This is a genomic window from Oscillospiraceae bacterium MB08-C2-2, from assembly GCA_035621215.1.
Lineage (GTDB): Bacteria > Bacillota > Clostridia > Oscillospirales > Ruminococcaceae > WRAV01.
Genome location: CP141729.1, coordinates 2,316,284 through 2,331,271, shown reverse-complemented (window position 1 = coordinate 2,331,271; position 14,988 = coordinate 2,316,284). Strand labels below are relative to the sequence as shown.

Sequence of the window (14,988 nt, the reverse complement as noted above, 5' to 3'; positions counted from 1 at the left end):
TTGCGCATTGTAGGAATCACGGCTTGTATTGCGGGTATAGCCCACACATACATTGCCAAGGAGAAGCTGGTCAACGCTGCCGAGGAGCTGGGGCACTGGGTTAAGATAGAGACTCAGGGAACCATCGGAACTGAGGATGAGCTGACTGCTGATGAAATTGCCCAGGCCGATGTAGTTATTATCGCTGCGGATATTGCGATAAGCGGCAAGGATCGTTTCAAAGGCAAACGGCTGGTTGAAATCCCCGTTTCTGTGGTTATGAAATCCCCCAAGGCTTTGATTCAGAAAATCGAAGCCAAGGTCAATGAGTAAGCACAAAATCAGCCTTTTCAGGAACCTTTTTTGGAAAAACCACGTTTAGAAAAATTATAGGTTGGAGGTTTTTTGAGGTGAAATTGAATACTGTTAAAAAGCACCTGATGACAGGTATCTCTTACATGATCCCTGTAGTCGTCGCCGGTGGTCTTTGTATGGCTCTGGCTCGTGTGTTTGGACTTTTGATGGGTCTTTCTGCCGCTGAAATTCCCGACATCAGCAAAATGGAGGGCACCATTCCTTGGATGGTCAACTCCATTGGTTCTGCGGCTATGACTTTTGTTGTGCCTGTAATGACCGCCTTTATTGCCTATTCCATCGCCGATCGCCCCGGTTTGGCTCCTGGCCTGACTCTTGGCCTGATCGCCAACAACCTGAAGGCCGGCTTCCTGGGCGGCATTCTGGCCGGTTTCCTTGTTGGTTACTTTATCCTTTGGATGAAGACCTGGAAGGTTGGCAAATCCATTCAGGGTCTGATGCCTGTTATGATCATTCCCTTCCTGACTTGCTTTGTCATCGGCTTTGCCTTCTATTTGGGGCTCAGCAAGCCGGTTGCCATGGCAACTGAAGCCATTACCAACAGCCTGAAAAACATGCAGGCCGGCGGCGCCAAGTTCGGTTTGGGCGCAATCATCGGCGGCATGATGGGCTTTGACTTGGGCGGCCCTGTCAACAAGACAGCTTCTGCCTTCTGCAACGGCCTTCTGGCTGAGGGCATCACTGCCCCCACCGCTGCTAAGATCGTTGGCGGTATGACTCCCGCTCTGGGTATCGCCGCTACCGTTCTGATCCAAGGCAAAAAGAAATGGGATAAAGCACAGATCGAAACCGCCAAGGCTGCTGTTCCTCTGGGCCTTTGCTTCATCACCGAGGGTGTGCTTCCCTTTGCCGCTGCCGACCCGATCCGTGTCATCATCTCCACCTGTGCCGGCGCAGCTGTTGCTGGTGGTCTGACCCAGATTTGGGGCGTTGCCTCTCCCGTTCCCCATGGCGGTATCTTTGTTGTTCCCGTTATGGATAACCCCGGCGGTTTCCTGCTGGCTCTTGTCATCGGTTCTGCTGTAACCGCTGTTCTTTACTTCATTCTGCGCATGGGCGCCAAAGAAATCGATAACAGCAAAGAGGATCTGTCTGAACTGGATTCCTTGGATCTCGATTTCTAAGAAAAAAGAAAACACAAGTTCGACCCTCCTCCCCGAAGGGCCTCAAAGGCCCTTTGGGGGTTCCTTATTGGGTAAATTCAAAAGCAGGCTGTAGCCTGGAGAAGGAGTCAAGCAATATGTATGTACCAATGAAAGTTTTCCTGGACGATGCTAGTAAAAATTATTACGGTGTTCCCGCAATTAATGTCGTCAGCATGGAGCTGGCCCGTGGCGTTATCAATGCCGCTATTGCTGAGAATGCGCCTTTGATCCTTAACATCGGCGAGGGCCAGATGTCCGGCCACGGCCATGCCAATATTATGGCTCCCATGATCAAGAGCCTGGCCGAGAATGCACCTGTGCCCATTGCTCTGAACCTGGACCACGGCAAAACTTGGGAGCGCATCACCCATACCTTCCGCTGGGGCTTTTCCTCCATCATGATCGATGCTTCTGTTTATGATCTGGAAGAAAACATTGCCCGCACCAAGAGAGTAGTTGACCTGTGCCATCCTCAGGGTGTTTCTGTTGAAGGCGAAATCGGCCATGTTGGACAGGCTGCTGACGGTGACGGCCAGACTGCCGACCTCTTCACCAAGCCTGCCGATGCTGTTTACTTTAAAGAGAAGACCGGCGTTGACGCGCTGGCTGTTGCTGTTGGTTCCGCACACGGCAAATATCCCGATGGCTTTGTTCCCACCCTGCATTTTGACCTGATTCGTGAAATCAAGGAAGCTACCGGCCATATGCCTTTGGTTCTTCATGGTGGTTCCGGTTCCGGTGATGAGAACATGACCAAGGCTGTTGAAGCCGGTATCAACAAGGTGAACATCTGCACCGATATCTGGACCGCTGGCCGTGACTATATGGTCAAAACTCTGGCCGCTAATCCCAAAACCGATCTTATGCCCCTTCTTCAGGGATATGAAAACGCCATTAAGGAATCCGCTCAGCACTTTATGCGGGTTCTTAAAACCAGCGGCAAAGGCAGCAACTTTACATGGGAATCCTGCCGTGAAAAGGATAAGGAAATTATTTACGATAAGACCGGTGAATAATTCGCCTGCTTGTTTTTGCTGAGATAAAGCCCCCTTTTGGTGTTCGTTTCACCCGCAGAACGGTAAATTGGCTTTTCGCCTTTTGCCGTTCTGGCGGGTTTTTTTGTGAAAATTCCAGGTGAAACCGCCTGTTTTGAATAGATTTTGATCTTGAATTCTAAACATATTGTTGTATTTTTAAAATTAATTACCCGGTGTTTTTGCCGAAGAAATGGAGTGGAAAAAAACATGACACATCTCACAGGAAGGCCCGGCGCCCCTGGTGTAGCCCAGGGAAAAATCATTGTGCTGAAAAAGGCAAAGGTGGAGGCTCAAACAGGCCCCGTTGACCCCGCAGAGGAAAAAAGCAAGCTGGAGCTGGCTCTGGCTCAGTGTCTGGAGCAAACACGTGCCCTGCACAGCGAAATGCTGGAGCGTTTGGGCGAGGAGGATGCCAAAATCATCAAGGCTTATTTGATGATGCTGGAGGATAAAACCCTCATCACCCCCATTTTTAAAGAGATTGAAAAGGGCGAAAGTGCCCCGGCCGCCATTCAGGGCCAGACCGATAAGCTGGCACAGATGTTTGCCGGTATGAAAAACGATTATATGCGCCAGCGGGCTGATGATATCCGCCATGTAGGCCAAATGCTGATCGACCGTATCCATGGTGTCACCGAGCTGGTTTTGCCCCATGAGCCCTGTGTGCTGGTGGCAGAGGATCTTTCCCCCGTGGATACCCTCAAGCTGGATAAAAACCATCTGGCCGGTATGGTCACCCAGCTGGGCGGCGTGACCTCCCATACTGTTATTCTGGCCAAAACCTTGGGCAAGCCCGCCATCATCGGCGTGCAGGATATTTACAATGTCTTTGAGGAGGGCCAGCAGGCCATTCTGGACGGCAGCACCGGCGATATCTATATCAATCCCGATGAAGAAACCATCAAGCGCTATCAGACGGTTATCAAGGGTGAGCAGGCTGTCCGGGAGAAAATCCGTTCCGCCAACCTGACCAAAGGTATTACCACCGATGGTTTCCAGATTCAGATTTGCGCCAATGTGGGCAACGCCGAGGATATGGTTCCTCTGGAGCCCATTGAATACGACGGTATTGGCCTTTTCCGCACCGAGTTTGTATACAGCGCCTTTACCCGTTACCCTACCTTTGAGGAGCAGCGGGAGGCCTACTCCGCTGTGGTTAAGGCAGCCAAGGGCCGTCCGGTTATCATCCGCACCTTGGATATCGGCGGCGATAAGGCACTGGTTTATTTCGGTCTGGAAAAAGAAGAAAACCCATTCCTTGGCTATCGGGCTATCCGTGTCTGCCTTGACCGGCAGGAAGTGTTCCTGGATCAGCTGATGGCCATACTGGCCTCCAGCGCCCATGGCAAGGTTCGCATCATGTTCCCCATGATCACTGAGCTGCGGGAATTAACAGAAGGCAAGAAACTTGTGGAAAAAGCCAAGGCTTTGCTGGCTGAAAAGAACATTGACTTTGATTCGCAAGTGCCTGTGGGCATTATGGTGGAAACACCTGCCTCCGCCGTTATGGCCGACCGATTTGCCCCCCACTGTGATTTTATCAGCATCGGCACCAACGACCTGACCCAGTATGTTACCTGCACCGACCGCATCAACCCCAACATCCAGAATCTTTATAACCCCTATAACCCGGCTGTGCTGCGGCTGATTGCCCACACCATCCGTTCCGGGGCCAAGGTGGGAACCGAGGTTGGTGTCTGCGGCGAGCTGGCAGGCGATCTGGATTTTGTTCCCCTGCTGATTGGTTTTGGTGTCAGCAAGCTGAGCGCCGCCTCCGGCCTTGTGGAAAGAGTGCGCTATTTGGTTTGCAACGTAAGCCGCAAGGAAATGGAAGAGCTGGCTGACAAGGCTTTGGAAATGGATGATCCCGATGCTGTGCGCCAGATGGCTTCCGCCATTCGCCATAAGGTGTTTGGCGCCTAAGGTACAAATCCCCTCTTGTCAGACTTAGATAAACAAAAATTTTAAGATTGCGCCCGATGGCGTTGCTGGCATATAAAATAAAAACCCGCTTCTACTTCTCCGAACAAGGGAGTAAGAAGCGGGTTTTTATATGTCCGGCCTTTTGAGGGGAAATAAATGATTTCTAAGCCATCAAGAATAAGTGCAAGTGCCATGGGGCTATTATGCCACAGCATTTCTTTTTCTTGGCTTAACAAAGTGAGCGTTTCTCACTTTCGCACGGGCACCCTTTCTTTTAGAAAAAGAAAGGTAACAAAGAAAAGGGATTCTCCTTATTGTAAGGCCATCGTGCACAATGGTAAGAAATTAACTGTTCTAAGCCCGACGAAAGAGGCGAAGCCTCAGATACGGTGGAGCAGATCGGTGTAGGTGGGAATGGGCCACACATCCGAGGCAACCAGCGCTTCCGCTGCATCGCAGGCGGTGCGCAGAGCATGCATTTGAGGGCGGATGGTATCGGTCATATAGTTAGCCAGTTCCTTGAGGGAGAATACCGCATGATCGGTATGTTCCAGCGCTTCAAGAGCAACCGATTCACAATGAATGGCGGAAAGCAGACCGGAAAGCTTTTCCAGAAGCCCATGAAGCTGAGCATTTTCAAAGCCAGCCCCGGCAAGCTCGTTGTAGCTGGCGGCTGTATCCCCGATAAAGCGAGTCAGAGAGGGCAGAATCTGCTGGCGAACCATCTGCTGCATGGTTTCTGCCTCCATGGTGATCACCTTGACGATGTTTTCCAGATGAATTTCATACCGGGCATGGCATTCGGTGCTGCTGAGAATGCCAAGGCTCTCCAGCATTTCCACATTGCGGGGGTTTACGATGGCCTCGGCCGCCTGTGCGGAATTGCTGATAATGGGCAATCCCCGCTTCTGGGCTTCCTCCACCCACTGCTGGGTATAGTTGTTGCCATTGTAAAGGATGCGCCCGTGGTTGCAGATGGTTTCCGAAATAATGTGGGAAATCTCCAGCTCCAAATCCTCCGCCTTTTCCAAACGGTCGGCAAAGCGGGAGAATACATCCGCCGCCACTGCATCCAGCACCGTGTTGCAGAAAGCAATGGACTGGGAAGAACCCACCATCCGGAATTCAAACTTATTGTTGGTAAAGGCAAAGGGAGAGGTACGGTTCCGGTCGGAATCATCCCGCTCCAGATTGGGCAGGGCATCCACATCGGTGTAAAGGTTGCTGCAAGAGTGGGCACCGGCGGTACTGCCCTTTGTAATGTTGGAAAGCATGGTGGTAAGCGCTTCGCCAAGGAAGATGGAAATAATGGCGGGAGGCGCTTCGTATCCACCCAAGCGGTGGTCGTTGCTGGGGGAAGCGGCGGTCATGCGGATCAGGTCGGCATAGGTATCCACCCCTTCGATCAGAGCGCAAAGAGTAATGAGGAACAGCTTGTTTTCCTCCGGATGCTGGCCGGGGTCCAGAAAGTTCAGGCCATCGTCGGTGGAGATGGAAAAGTTGTTGTGCTTACCGGAACCATTGATGCCCTCGAAGGGCTTTTCATGGAGCAGGCAGGCCAAGTTGTGGCGCTTGGCGGTTACCCGCATAACCTCCATGGTCAGCAGGTTGTGGTCAACCGCTGTGTTCACCGGCTCAAAGATGGGGGCCAGCTCGTGCTGGGCAGGAGCGGCCTCGTTGTGTTTGGTTTTGGAGGTTACACCCAGCGCCCACAGGGCATTATCCAGCTCGGTCATGTAGCTGGCAACCCGCAGGCGAATGCGCCCGCAGTAATGGTCCTCCAGCTCCTGCCCCTTGGCGGGCTTGGCACCCAGCAGGGTGCGGCCGCAAAGCTTCAGGTCAAGGCGCTTTTCATACTTTTCCTTATCGATAAGGAAGTATTCCTGCTCGGCTCCCACGGTGGCATAAACCATGCGGGAACCATTATGCCCCAAGGCACGCAGAAGCCGCAGTCCCTGCTTGTTGAGAGCCTGCATGGAGCGCAGCAGCGGTGTTTTGGAATCCAGCGCTTCGCCGGTATAGGAGCAGAAGGCGGTGGGGATATAGAGTGTACCATCCCGCACAAAGGCAGGCGAGGTGGGGTCCCATGTGGTGTAGCCACGGGCCTCAAAGGTGGCCCGCAGACCGCCGCTGGGGAAGGAGGAAGCATCCGGCTCCCCTTTCACCAAAGCGGAAGAAGAAAACTCGGTGACAACATTTCCATCCCGGGTGGTGGAAATAAAGGAATCGTGTTTTCCGGCGGAAAGGTTGTTGAGCGGCTGGAACCAGTGGGAATAATGGGTAGCCCCAAGGCCGGTGGCCCAATCCTTCATGGCGGCGGCCACCACATCGGCAATCTCCTGATTGAGGGGTGCGCCCAGCCGGGTGGTCTCCTTCAGGCTTTGGTAGATTTTTTTAGGGAGTCGTTCCCGCATAACAGCATCATTAAAAACCTGTGTGGCAAAAATTTCTCCAATTTTCATATATGCCGATCCTTTCTGCGCTTATTGAAAGAGAAAACAGTTTGTTTTCTTACTTTTACTTAACCTGAAATGTTGGCGCCTGCGCGCATGCCGCACAGACTGGCACAACCTTTCTCAGCAATGAGAAAGGTTGTAAAGAATTGCCAAGGAAATATCATGCTGTAAAGGTATCTCTCATGGCTTTACAGAGCTGAGATTCATCACTCCCGCACTCATGCCGTGCGGCTGGCACATCCTTTCTCCACGATGAGAAAGGATGCAAAGAATCGCCAAGGGAGGTGCGTCCTCCCTTGGAACCCTCCCCTGCCCAGATTCAGCAGCATCGAAGATGCTCAGCTTAGGCCGTGCTTGTGCCGCACGGGCACCCTTTCTTTTAGAAAAAGAAAGGGTTCAAAGAAAAGGGTTTCCCTTGAATTGCAATGCCACCGTGCATTAGGGTAAGGTTCTTTCGCCTACCTAAGCCCGACGAATGAGACGATGTCTCTTACAGTAGGTGAATCCCATTGGCCTCGCAGTCAGCAATCATCTGCTCCGGCCAAACGGAGGATTGTACCTCACCAATGTGAGCCTTGCCCAGCAGCAGCATACACATACGGGATTGGCCGATGCCCCCGCCGATGGTCAGGGGAAGGTGGTCGGCCAGCAGTGCCTTATGGAAGGGCAGACTCCGGCGGTCATCACAGCCTGCGGTGCGAAGCTGTGCATCCAAGGACTGTGCATCCACCCGAATACCCATGGAGGAAAGCTCAAAGGAACGCTCCAAAACTGGGTTCCAGACCAGCAGATCACCGTTGAGGCTCCAGTCATCGTAATCGGGGGCACGGCCATCGTGGGGCTTGCCGTTTTTCAGGGCGCCGCCGATTTGGGTGAGGAACACGGCACCATATTCCTTGGCCACCTTGTTTTCACGCTCTTGGGGAGTCAGCTCGGGATAAGCATCCTCCAGCTCCTGAGTGGAAAGGAAGGTTACACTGCCATCCAGCACCGGTGCCACTTGGGGGAACTGCAAAAGCAGGGTATCCTGCGTGATATGCAGTGCCATAACAATCCGGCGGACAATATCCTGCAAAAAGGTTTCATTGCGGTATTCCCGGGAGATAACAGCCTCCCAGTCCCACTGATCCACATAAACGGAATGCAGGTTATCCAGAACTTCATCCCGGCGGATGGCATTCATATCGGTATAGAGGCCGTGACCCTGCTCAAAGCCATACTGCTTGAGGGCCAGACGCTTCCACTTGGCCAGCGACTGCACAACCTGCACATCGGCGCCAATATCCAGCACATCGAACTGAACCGGACGCTCGGTGCCGTTGAGATTGTCGTTGAGGCCGGTTTCGGGCCGCACAAACAAGGGGGCGGAAACACGGGTCAGGTGCAGAGCCTTTGCCAAATTGCGCTCAAAGGTATCCTTGATTAGCTTGATGGCCTTTTCGGTTTGGATTACTCCTAAGGGAGAGGCATAGCCCTTTGGGATTTGCAGCGGGGATGACGACATATGAAAACCTCCTTGGCGGTAAATCCGCCGTTTTAACAATAAAAATAACAGGCATTCAGGCAAGGGCAAAGCCCAATTCAAAATGCCCAAACTTGGCCCAAGCGGATTGGTTATATACACAATACTAATAGTACTTCCAAGAGAGTGGTTATGTCAATGAAAAAGTAGGATTCCTCGGGAAAATCCCTCTTTGGTGTTGACAAAAAGCTAACAGTTGTTACAATTAGAGATAGAGGCCTGTGAATCATCACAGCCAAGGGCAAAATGCGGCAAAAGGCCGCCTGCCGGAAAAGGGGATGCTATGCAACAGCTAAAATGGGTGGCGCTGGGCTATAATGTGCCGGTGAACCCATCTAAAAACCGGGTGTATGTGTGGCGAAAGCTCAAGGAAATGGGTGTTGCCTATTTCAAGCAGGGCGTGGCTGTTTTGCCCAAAAACCAAAAGAGCATAGCCGCTTTTCGGGCTCTTGCCGCTAAGATACGCAGTATGAAGGGAGAGGCCTCCCTCATTGAGATCACCTTTCTTGACCCGGAGGATGAACAGGAATTTGTCAGCCGCTTCCGGCTTCAATCGGAAGGGGAATACGGCGAACTGATGCGGGATTGCGCCAACCTGATGGAAAGTATCCGCCATAATCTGCTCACCGACCCTGCTCTGCCCGATCATATTGGCCGGATGATCAAGCGCTATACCAAGGTCAAACAGCGGGATTATTTTAAATCCGAGGCCACGGCTCTGGAGGAAATGGTAGCGGATATTTTGGATACAGCCAAGCGGCTGGGATTATAGAGGCCGTGCCTCTTGCTTCGGGCTTAGATGATTTAAAATCGTTGCCCTTCCACACGATGACAGAACCAAGGGCAACGATGGTTTGCCTGCCGCCAGAGGAGGCTTTTTTCTTTGGTGGCTTTCTTTTTCAGCCAAAAAGAAAGCCACTGCCTGTGCGGCATAAGCACGACCGAAGCTTAACATTTTTAGCATTGCTACATCTCGGCGGCGGGGTACCAAGGGGCTTGCCCCTTGGCGATTCTTTGCACACTTTCTCATCGTGGAGAAAGTGTGTGCCCGGCACGGCATGAGTGCCAAGTTTTGAAGCTTTGTTTGCTGATATCTAAGAAAAAAAAGCATAAAAGAAAAAAGCATTCTTTGGCGTTTGGGAGCGTTTTACTCCATTCCCGCCAGAGGCCGAGAAAATAAAAATACGTTTTTTTGCTTTTCTATAGTAGAAGCAAAATTCCCCTGTCGAGAACAATGCAAGCGCCATGGGGCTATTATGCTATAAGCATTTCTTTTCTTGGCCTTACAAAGTTGAAACGCATCACTTCCGCACTCATGCCGTGCGGACTGGCACATCCTTTCTCTGCAATGAGAAAGGATGCAAAGAATTGCCAAGGGAGGTGCGTCCTCCCTTGGAACCCTCCCCTGTCCAGATTCAACAGTGATGGAAATGTTCACCCTAGGTCGTGCTTGTGCCGCACGGGCCCCCTTTCTTTTAGAAAAAGAAAGGGTTCAAAGAAAAGGGTTTTCTTAAATTGCAAACAAGGTTTACGAAACTATAACCATCGTGTACAGGGGCAAGAATTTTCACTGCCTATACCCGACGAAAGAGGCGAAGCCTCAAGAAAGTAACTTTGTGGTAATGGCATTGGAAAGCAAGCACCCGGCATGAGTTAGAGCCAGCCGCCTATTTTCGCAGGTCACAAGTCCGGCCTGAATCAGAGGCTCCGCCCGCTTAAGGATAGGTTGTGTATCCATGGCATAAAGCCGTTCCAGCTCGGCTAAATCGAGGCCCGAGGCTAGTCTCAGGCGCAGCATGGCATATTCTTCCCAGTCGCCCCCGGTGCCATCCGCTGTGGTGAGCGCCCAAGGATTGAGTGCCTGCAAAAAGCCCTGCAAATCCCGCCCGAAATAAAAGCGCTGCCCATTCATAAAGGAATGAGCACCCGGCCCGATTCCCAGATAGGGCACACACTCCCAGTATTTCAAATTATGCTTTGCCACAAGACCGTTTCTGGCAAAGTTGGAAATTTCATACCGCCCAAAGCCCTGCGCTTCAAGGCCTTCACAGCAATCCAGATAAAGCTGTGCCGTCTGATCCTCATCGGGGCAGAGGGCGGCTTTATTTTGGCTGAAAAAGGGTGTTCCCTCTTCGATTTTCAGCAGATAGGCCGAAATATGGCAAACCCCCGACCGAGCCAGCCCATCCATAGAGGTGGCCAGCGTGGAGGGGGTCTGCTCCGGGATGCCCAGCATCAAATCAGCGGAAATTTGAGGAAAGCCTGCCTCCAATGCCCAGTCAATGGCTTCCAGTGCCTCTTTTGCAGAGTGGCGGCGGCCCAGCAGGGCAAGCTCTCGGTCATTGAGGGACTGCACCCCCAGCGAAAGACGGTTAAAGCCCGCTTGCCGAAAGGCTTTAAGGGTTGCAAGCTCCAGTGAGCCGGGGTTGGCCTCCAAGGTAATTTCATCCTGCTCTTGCAGGCCAAACCGCTTGGAGACAGCCTCCACCACCGCACCCAGACGTTCCGGCCCCATAAGGGAGGGAGTGCCGCCGCCCAGATAGAGGGTATCCGCCCGCTCTTGCCCCGGCCATGCATCAATAGCCCGGAGCACAGCCGCCAGATAGGCATCCGCCAGCTCCGGGGTAAAGGGTACCGAATAAAAATCACAGTAGGGGCATTTGGAAAGGCAGAAGGGAATGTGCAGGTAAAGCCCAACCGGCCTATTCATCCAGCTTGAGCACCGCCATAAAGGCATCCTGCGGCACTTCCACCGATCCTAGCTGGCGCATTTTCTTTTTGCCCTCTTTTTGTTTTTCCAGCAGCTTCTTTTTACGGGTGATATCGCCGCCATAGCACTTGGCAAGCACATCCTTGCGCATGGCCTTGACCGTTTCCCGGGCAATAATCTTGCCGCCTACCGCCGCCTGAATGGGGATTTCAAACATCTGCCGGGGAATGTGCTCCTTAAGCTTTTCCGCCATGCGCCGGGCACGGCCATAGGCATTGTCCAAAAATACAATAAAGCTCAGCGCATCCACAACGTCGCCGTTGAGCAGGATATCCAGCTTGACCAGCTTGGCAGGGCGGTAATCCGCCAGCTCGTAGTCAAAGGAAGCATAACCCTTGGTGCGGGATTTGAGCGCATCAAAAAAGTCATAGACAATTTCACCCAGCGGCAGCTCATAATGCAGCTCTACCCGGTCGGCATCCAGATATTTGGTATCCATATAAATGCCCCGGCGCTGCTGGCACAGCTCCATAATGGCACCGATGTAGCTGGCGGGGGTAAAAATGCTGGCCTTGACATAGGGCTCCTCGGAGCTCAAAATGTGGGCCGGGTCGGGGTAATTGGTGGGGTTATCGATGAAGATGGTTTCCCCATTGGTCATGTGGAATTTATAAATAACGCTGGGGGCGGTTGTAATCATATCCAGATTGTATTCCCGCTCCAACCGCTCCAGAATAATTTCCATATGCAGCAGCCCCAGAAAACCGCAGCGGAAGCCGAAGCCCAGTGCCACCGAGGTTTCCGGCTCAAAGGAAAGGGAGGCATCGTTGAGCTGCAAGCGATCCAAAGCCTCACGCAGGTCGCCATAGCGGGCACCATCCACCGGGTATATACCGGCAAACACCATGGGAACCGCCTTGCGGTAGCCGGGCAGAGCCTCCTTGGCCGGGTGCTCGGCATCGGTGACAGTATCGCCCACTTGGGTATCCTGCACATTCTTGATGCTGGCGGCAATATAGCCCACGTCTCCGGCCAGCAGCTCCGGGCAGGGAATCAGGGAGGTAGCACCCATGAAGCCCACTTCCACCACATCAAATTCGGCACCGGTGGCCATCATACGGATGGTCATGCCCGCCCGGATAGAACCATCCAGCACCCGCAGATAAACAATAACTCCCCGGTAGGTATCGTAGTAAGAATCGAAAATCAGGCCCCGCAGAGGAGCCTCTTCATCGCCCTTCGGCGGTGGGATATCCCGAACCACAAGCTCCAGCACCGATTCAATGTTCACACCGTTTTTGGCGGAAATCCGGGGTGCATCCAGACAGGGGATGCCGATGATATCCTCCACCTCTTGGGCAACTCGCTCCGGGTCGGCGGCAGGCAGATCGATTTTGTTGATAACCGGTGCAACCTCCAAATCGTGCTCAATAGCCAGATAGGTGTTCGCCAGAGTCTGTGCCTCGATGCCCTGTGAAGCATCCACCACAAGAATAGCCCCCTCGCAGGCAGCCAGCGAGCGGGAAACCTCGTAGTTGAAATCCACATGTCCGGGGGTATCGATCAGGTTGAAGGTGTAATCCTTTCCGTCCTGCGCATGGTATTTCAGGCGGACAGCCCGGGCCTTGATGGTGATGCCCCGCTCCCGCTCGATATCCATGTTATCCAAAAGCTGTTCCGACATATCCCGCAGAGCCACTGTGGAGGTCTTTTCCAGAATACGGTCGGCCAGGGTGCTTTTCCCGTGGTCGATGTGGGCAATGATGCAAAAATTGCGAATGTGTTCTTTGCGGTCTGACATACAGTATACTCCTTAAAAATGTCGCCGGAGGCTTCGCCCCTTTCATCGGGCGCAGCCCAGCGAGAATTCTCTATCTTCTCACTCAATGGTATCACTTTTTTTGTGGCATAACCATGACCATATAAATAAATCTTTAATCAACGAGTGGTATAATATCTACTTTAGCAGATATTATACCATAAAAAGCCCTCACAGGTATACTGCCTGTGAGGGCTGGGAGTAAAAAATTGATCAGGGCCTGCTGCCTGCTTCCGGGGCTGAATAAGTGGAAGGAAAGGAAGCGTCTTCTTCCGGCTGCTGGCGGTAAAGCTCCCAAGCCTCCAAGCCCAGCCGGGTTAGGCGGCTGGAAAGGGTCAGGTGCGGCGGCAGCCAGCCGGTAATGGCCTCCAGCGGTTGTTTTGCAGCTTGGGGAAGCTCCCGGGAAAGGAAATATTCCTGCCCCAAAAGGGAAAAGGTGATCCCTTTCTCCCCCACTGCGGAAACAAGGAGCAGCTCCCCAAAAACCTCAGCGCTGTAGCGCTGGGTGCTGAAATCCACAGCCATAAAGCCGCAGAGCATACCAATAATGAGAAGAGAAATTAAAAAGGCCGCAGCAAAAAGCCTTGTCTTTTGCTTCAAATTTTCACGTCCGTTTCTGTTTGGAGTATTCCACAGGTGTTTGCTGGAAGGAGTAAGGGCAGTGAAGCTCATCAAACTTTGTCTTAGGTAAAAGATAAGCCTGCCGTAGAGAACAAAGAGAATGGATTTTTCTTTGCCTACTTTCTTTTCTTCTAAAAAGAAAGTAGGTTTTTCTTTGCGTACTTTCTTTTTCTCTAAAAAGAAAGTACGTTGTCATGGATTAAATCGGCCAGCGCCTGAGCGGAAAGCTGGGCGGAATAAACCGCTTCCTCAAGAGTATTGGCATTGGAACCGAATTCTAACAGCAAAGATCCGGTTGACAGATCCATATTGTATTTTCGGTAGCAGAAATAGACCGGACGGGTCAGCCCCGGATAGGCCGATTCCATATAGTTTTGGTATTCGGCGGCAAAGCGGAAGTTCTGCTTCCACTCGGGGATATCCATAGTGCCGTCGTCGCAGGCGGATATGATCATAATCTGAGCGGCCTTTTGGCCATCAATTTCCGCCACCGGCTTGACAATCTCGCCGCCCTCCCGCTGGATAGCATCCCGGTGAAGATCCAGCACCACCTTAATAGAGGGGTATTCCTCTAAATACTGCTGGATGGTCACCCGGCTCCGCTCATAGGAGCCGTTATAGGAGGGGTAATCGTGCTGTGTGGTATCGTGAAGCACACCGATGCCGTTTTCTTCCAGCACCTGCACAAAGGCATTCCCCACCGCCACCATGTTCCGCTCATCGTTGACGGAGCGCCAAGTGTTGCGGGTGTCATACTCATCCCGGTCATAGGGTTCAAAGCTTTCGGTTGCATGGGTATGGAAGATCAGCACCTGAGGCTCCTCGGTATCCTCAAAAGCAATGGGGAAATCCTGCATCAGCAGTTTCTCCACCGCCTCGGCGGAATTCTTGGTTTCATTTTTGATATAGGCGCTTCCATATTTAGCCAGCCCCTTATCCGGGCCGCCGCCAAAATCTTCCGCCAGAAGCAAATCAGCATATTGGGTGGGAACAGGTGGCGGGTTATCCTCCGTAGGCAGGAATTCGGTGGCCGAATCGCTATTCGATGCATTAGGCAAGGAGGAAGCCTCCGGCTCTTGTGGCTGGGGCTGAGCCGGGCGGGCGGTATAGGGGTGATCCGGTACCGGCACGGTGGGCAGAAGCTGATCCTGAAAACGCTCCCGCAGAACATCCAGCCCAGCCTCGGACATAGAAAGCAGGGCGGAAAAAACGGCGGCCTTTTCCCCCAGATCACTCAAAGAGTATTCATGCATTCTCAGTGTGCCGGCTAAGATAGAAATGCAAAGCAAAAAGCCCATGATCACCGGCATGGCAGAACTTCCTGTTTGTTTCAAACGACTTTTCAAGGCGTAACCTCCAAAGGCAGATTGCAGCCGCCCGGGGGCGGTGCAGCGCTTTTTC

11 protein-coding genes are annotated in these 14,988 nt (G+C 52.5%); 5 read left to right on the top strand and 6 right to left on the bottom strand.

Features of this window, described 5'->3' with window-relative positions:
* The 4 genes from U6B65_10425 (at position 1) to ptsP (ending at position 4,459) form a co-directional block, all read left to right on the top strand.
* Positions 1–312: a PTS fructose transporter subunit IIB gene (locus U6B65_10425; protein ID WRS28940.1), complete on the top strand. Its 312-nt coding sequence runs from the start codon at positions 1–3 to the stop codon at positions 310–312.
* Positions 313–389: 77 nt separating this feature from the next.
* The gene (locus U6B65_10420) at positions 390–1,478 is read left to right on the top strand and encodes a PTS fructose transporter subunit IIC (GenBank protein ID WRS26748.1); all 1,089 of its coding nucleotides are present in this window, start codon (positions 390–392) and stop codon (positions 1,476–1,478) included.
* Between the two features lie 116 nt (positions 1,479–1,594).
* Positions 1,595–2,515 (top strand): class II fructose-bisphosphate aldolase, encoded by a 921-nt coding sequence (locus U6B65_10415; GenBank protein WRS26747.1) that lies wholly within the window; start codon positions 1,595–1,597, stop codon positions 2,513–2,515.
* A 228-nt stretch (positions 2,516–2,743) separates the two neighbouring features.
* Complete coding sequence (gene ptsP / locus U6B65_10410) at positions 2,744–4,459, top strand: phosphoenolpyruvate--protein phosphotransferase (GenBank protein ID WRS26746.1); 1,716 nt, start codon at positions 2,744–2,746, stop codon at positions 4,457–4,459.
* Positions 4,460–4,839: 380 nt separating this feature from the next.
* Here the strand turns inward: ptsP and U6B65_10405 are convergent, their stop codons facing one another.
* Together U6B65_10405 and asnA are read right to left on the bottom strand one after the other, a co-directional pair.
* On the bottom strand, positions 4,840–6,921 hold the full coding sequence (locus U6B65_10405; GenBank protein ID WRS26745.1) for a glutamine synthetase III: 2,082 nt from the start codon (positions 6,919–6,921) through the stop codon (positions 4,840–4,842).
* Between the two features lie 484 nt (positions 6,922–7,405).
* The gene (gene asnA, locus U6B65_10400; GenBank protein WRS26744.1) at positions 7,406–8,419 is read right to left on the bottom strand and encodes an aspartate--ammonia ligase; all 1,014 of its coding nucleotides are present in this window, start codon (positions 8,417–8,419) and stop codon (positions 7,406–7,408) included.
* 301 nt (positions 8,420–8,720) lie between these two features.
* Here asnA and U6B65_10395 point away from each other — a divergent pair, with 301 nt between their 5' ends.
* Positions 8,721–9,209 (top strand): Chromate resistance protein ChrB, encoded by a 489-nt coding sequence (locus U6B65_10395; GenBank protein ID WRS26743.1) that lies wholly within the window; start codon positions 8,721–8,723, stop codon positions 9,207–9,209.
* Positions 9,210–10,037: 828 nt separating this feature from the next.
* Here the strand turns inward: U6B65_10395 and hemW are convergent.
* The 4 genes from hemW to U6B65_10375 form a co-directional block, all read right to left on the bottom strand.
* Entirely contained in the window at positions 10,038–11,147 is a 1,110-nt protein-coding gene (gene hemW, locus U6B65_10390) for a radical SAM family heme chaperone HemW (protein ID WRS26742.1), read from the bottom strand.
* Positions 11,140–12,948, bottom strand: a complete 1,809-nt coding sequence (gene lepA / locus U6B65_10385; GenBank protein WRS26741.1) for a translation elongation factor 4 — start codon at positions 12,946–12,948, stop codon at positions 11,140–11,142. The genes hemW and lepA overlap by 8 nt, the downstream gene beginning before the upstream one ends.
* Before the next feature lie 231 nt (positions 12,949–13,179).
* Positions 13,180–13,566: a hypothetical protein gene (locus tag U6B65_10380; GenBank protein WRS26740.1), complete on the bottom strand. Its 387-nt coding sequence runs from the start codon at positions 13,564–13,566 to the stop codon at positions 13,180–13,182.
* 194 nt (positions 13,567–13,760) lie between these two features.
* Positions 13,761–14,933 carry a stage II sporulation protein P gene (locus U6B65_10375; protein WRS26739.1) on the bottom strand — a complete coding sequence of 391 codons (1,173 nt, stop codon included), beginning with the start codon at positions 14,931–14,933 and terminating at the stop codon, positions 13,761–13,763.
* Positions 14,934–14,988: the final 55 nt, after the last annotated feature.

What these genes read in the sequence shown, in the direction of transcription:
- U6B65_10415 (WRS26747.1), top strand. Translation starts at nt 1,595, where the DNA reads ATGTATGTACCAATGAAAGTTTTCCTGGACGATGCTAGTAAAAATTAT.
- ptsP (WRS26746.1), top strand. Translation starts at nt 2,744, where the DNA reads ATGACACATCTCACAGGAAGGCCCGGCGCCCCTGGTGTAGCCCAGGGA.
- U6B65_10405 (WRS26745.1), bottom strand. Translation starts at nt 6,921, where the DNA reads ATGAAAATTGGAGAAATTTTTGCCACACAGGTTTTTAATGATGCTGTT.
- asnA (WRS26744.1), bottom strand. Translation starts at nt 8,419, where the DNA reads ATGTCGTCATCCCCGCTGCAAATCCCAAAGGGCTATGCCTCTCCCTTA.
- U6B65_10395 (WRS26743.1), top strand. Translation starts at nt 8,721, where the DNA reads ATGCAACAGCTAAAATGGGTGGCGCTGGGCTATAATGTGCCGGTGAAC.
- hemW (WRS26742.1), bottom strand. Translation starts at nt 11,147, where the DNA reads ATGAATAGGCCGGTTGGGCTTTACCTGCACATTCCCTTCTGCCTTTCC.
- lepA (WRS26741.1), bottom strand. Translation starts at nt 12,948, where the DNA reads ATGTCAGACCGCAAAGAACACATTCGCAATTTTTGCATCATTGCCCAC.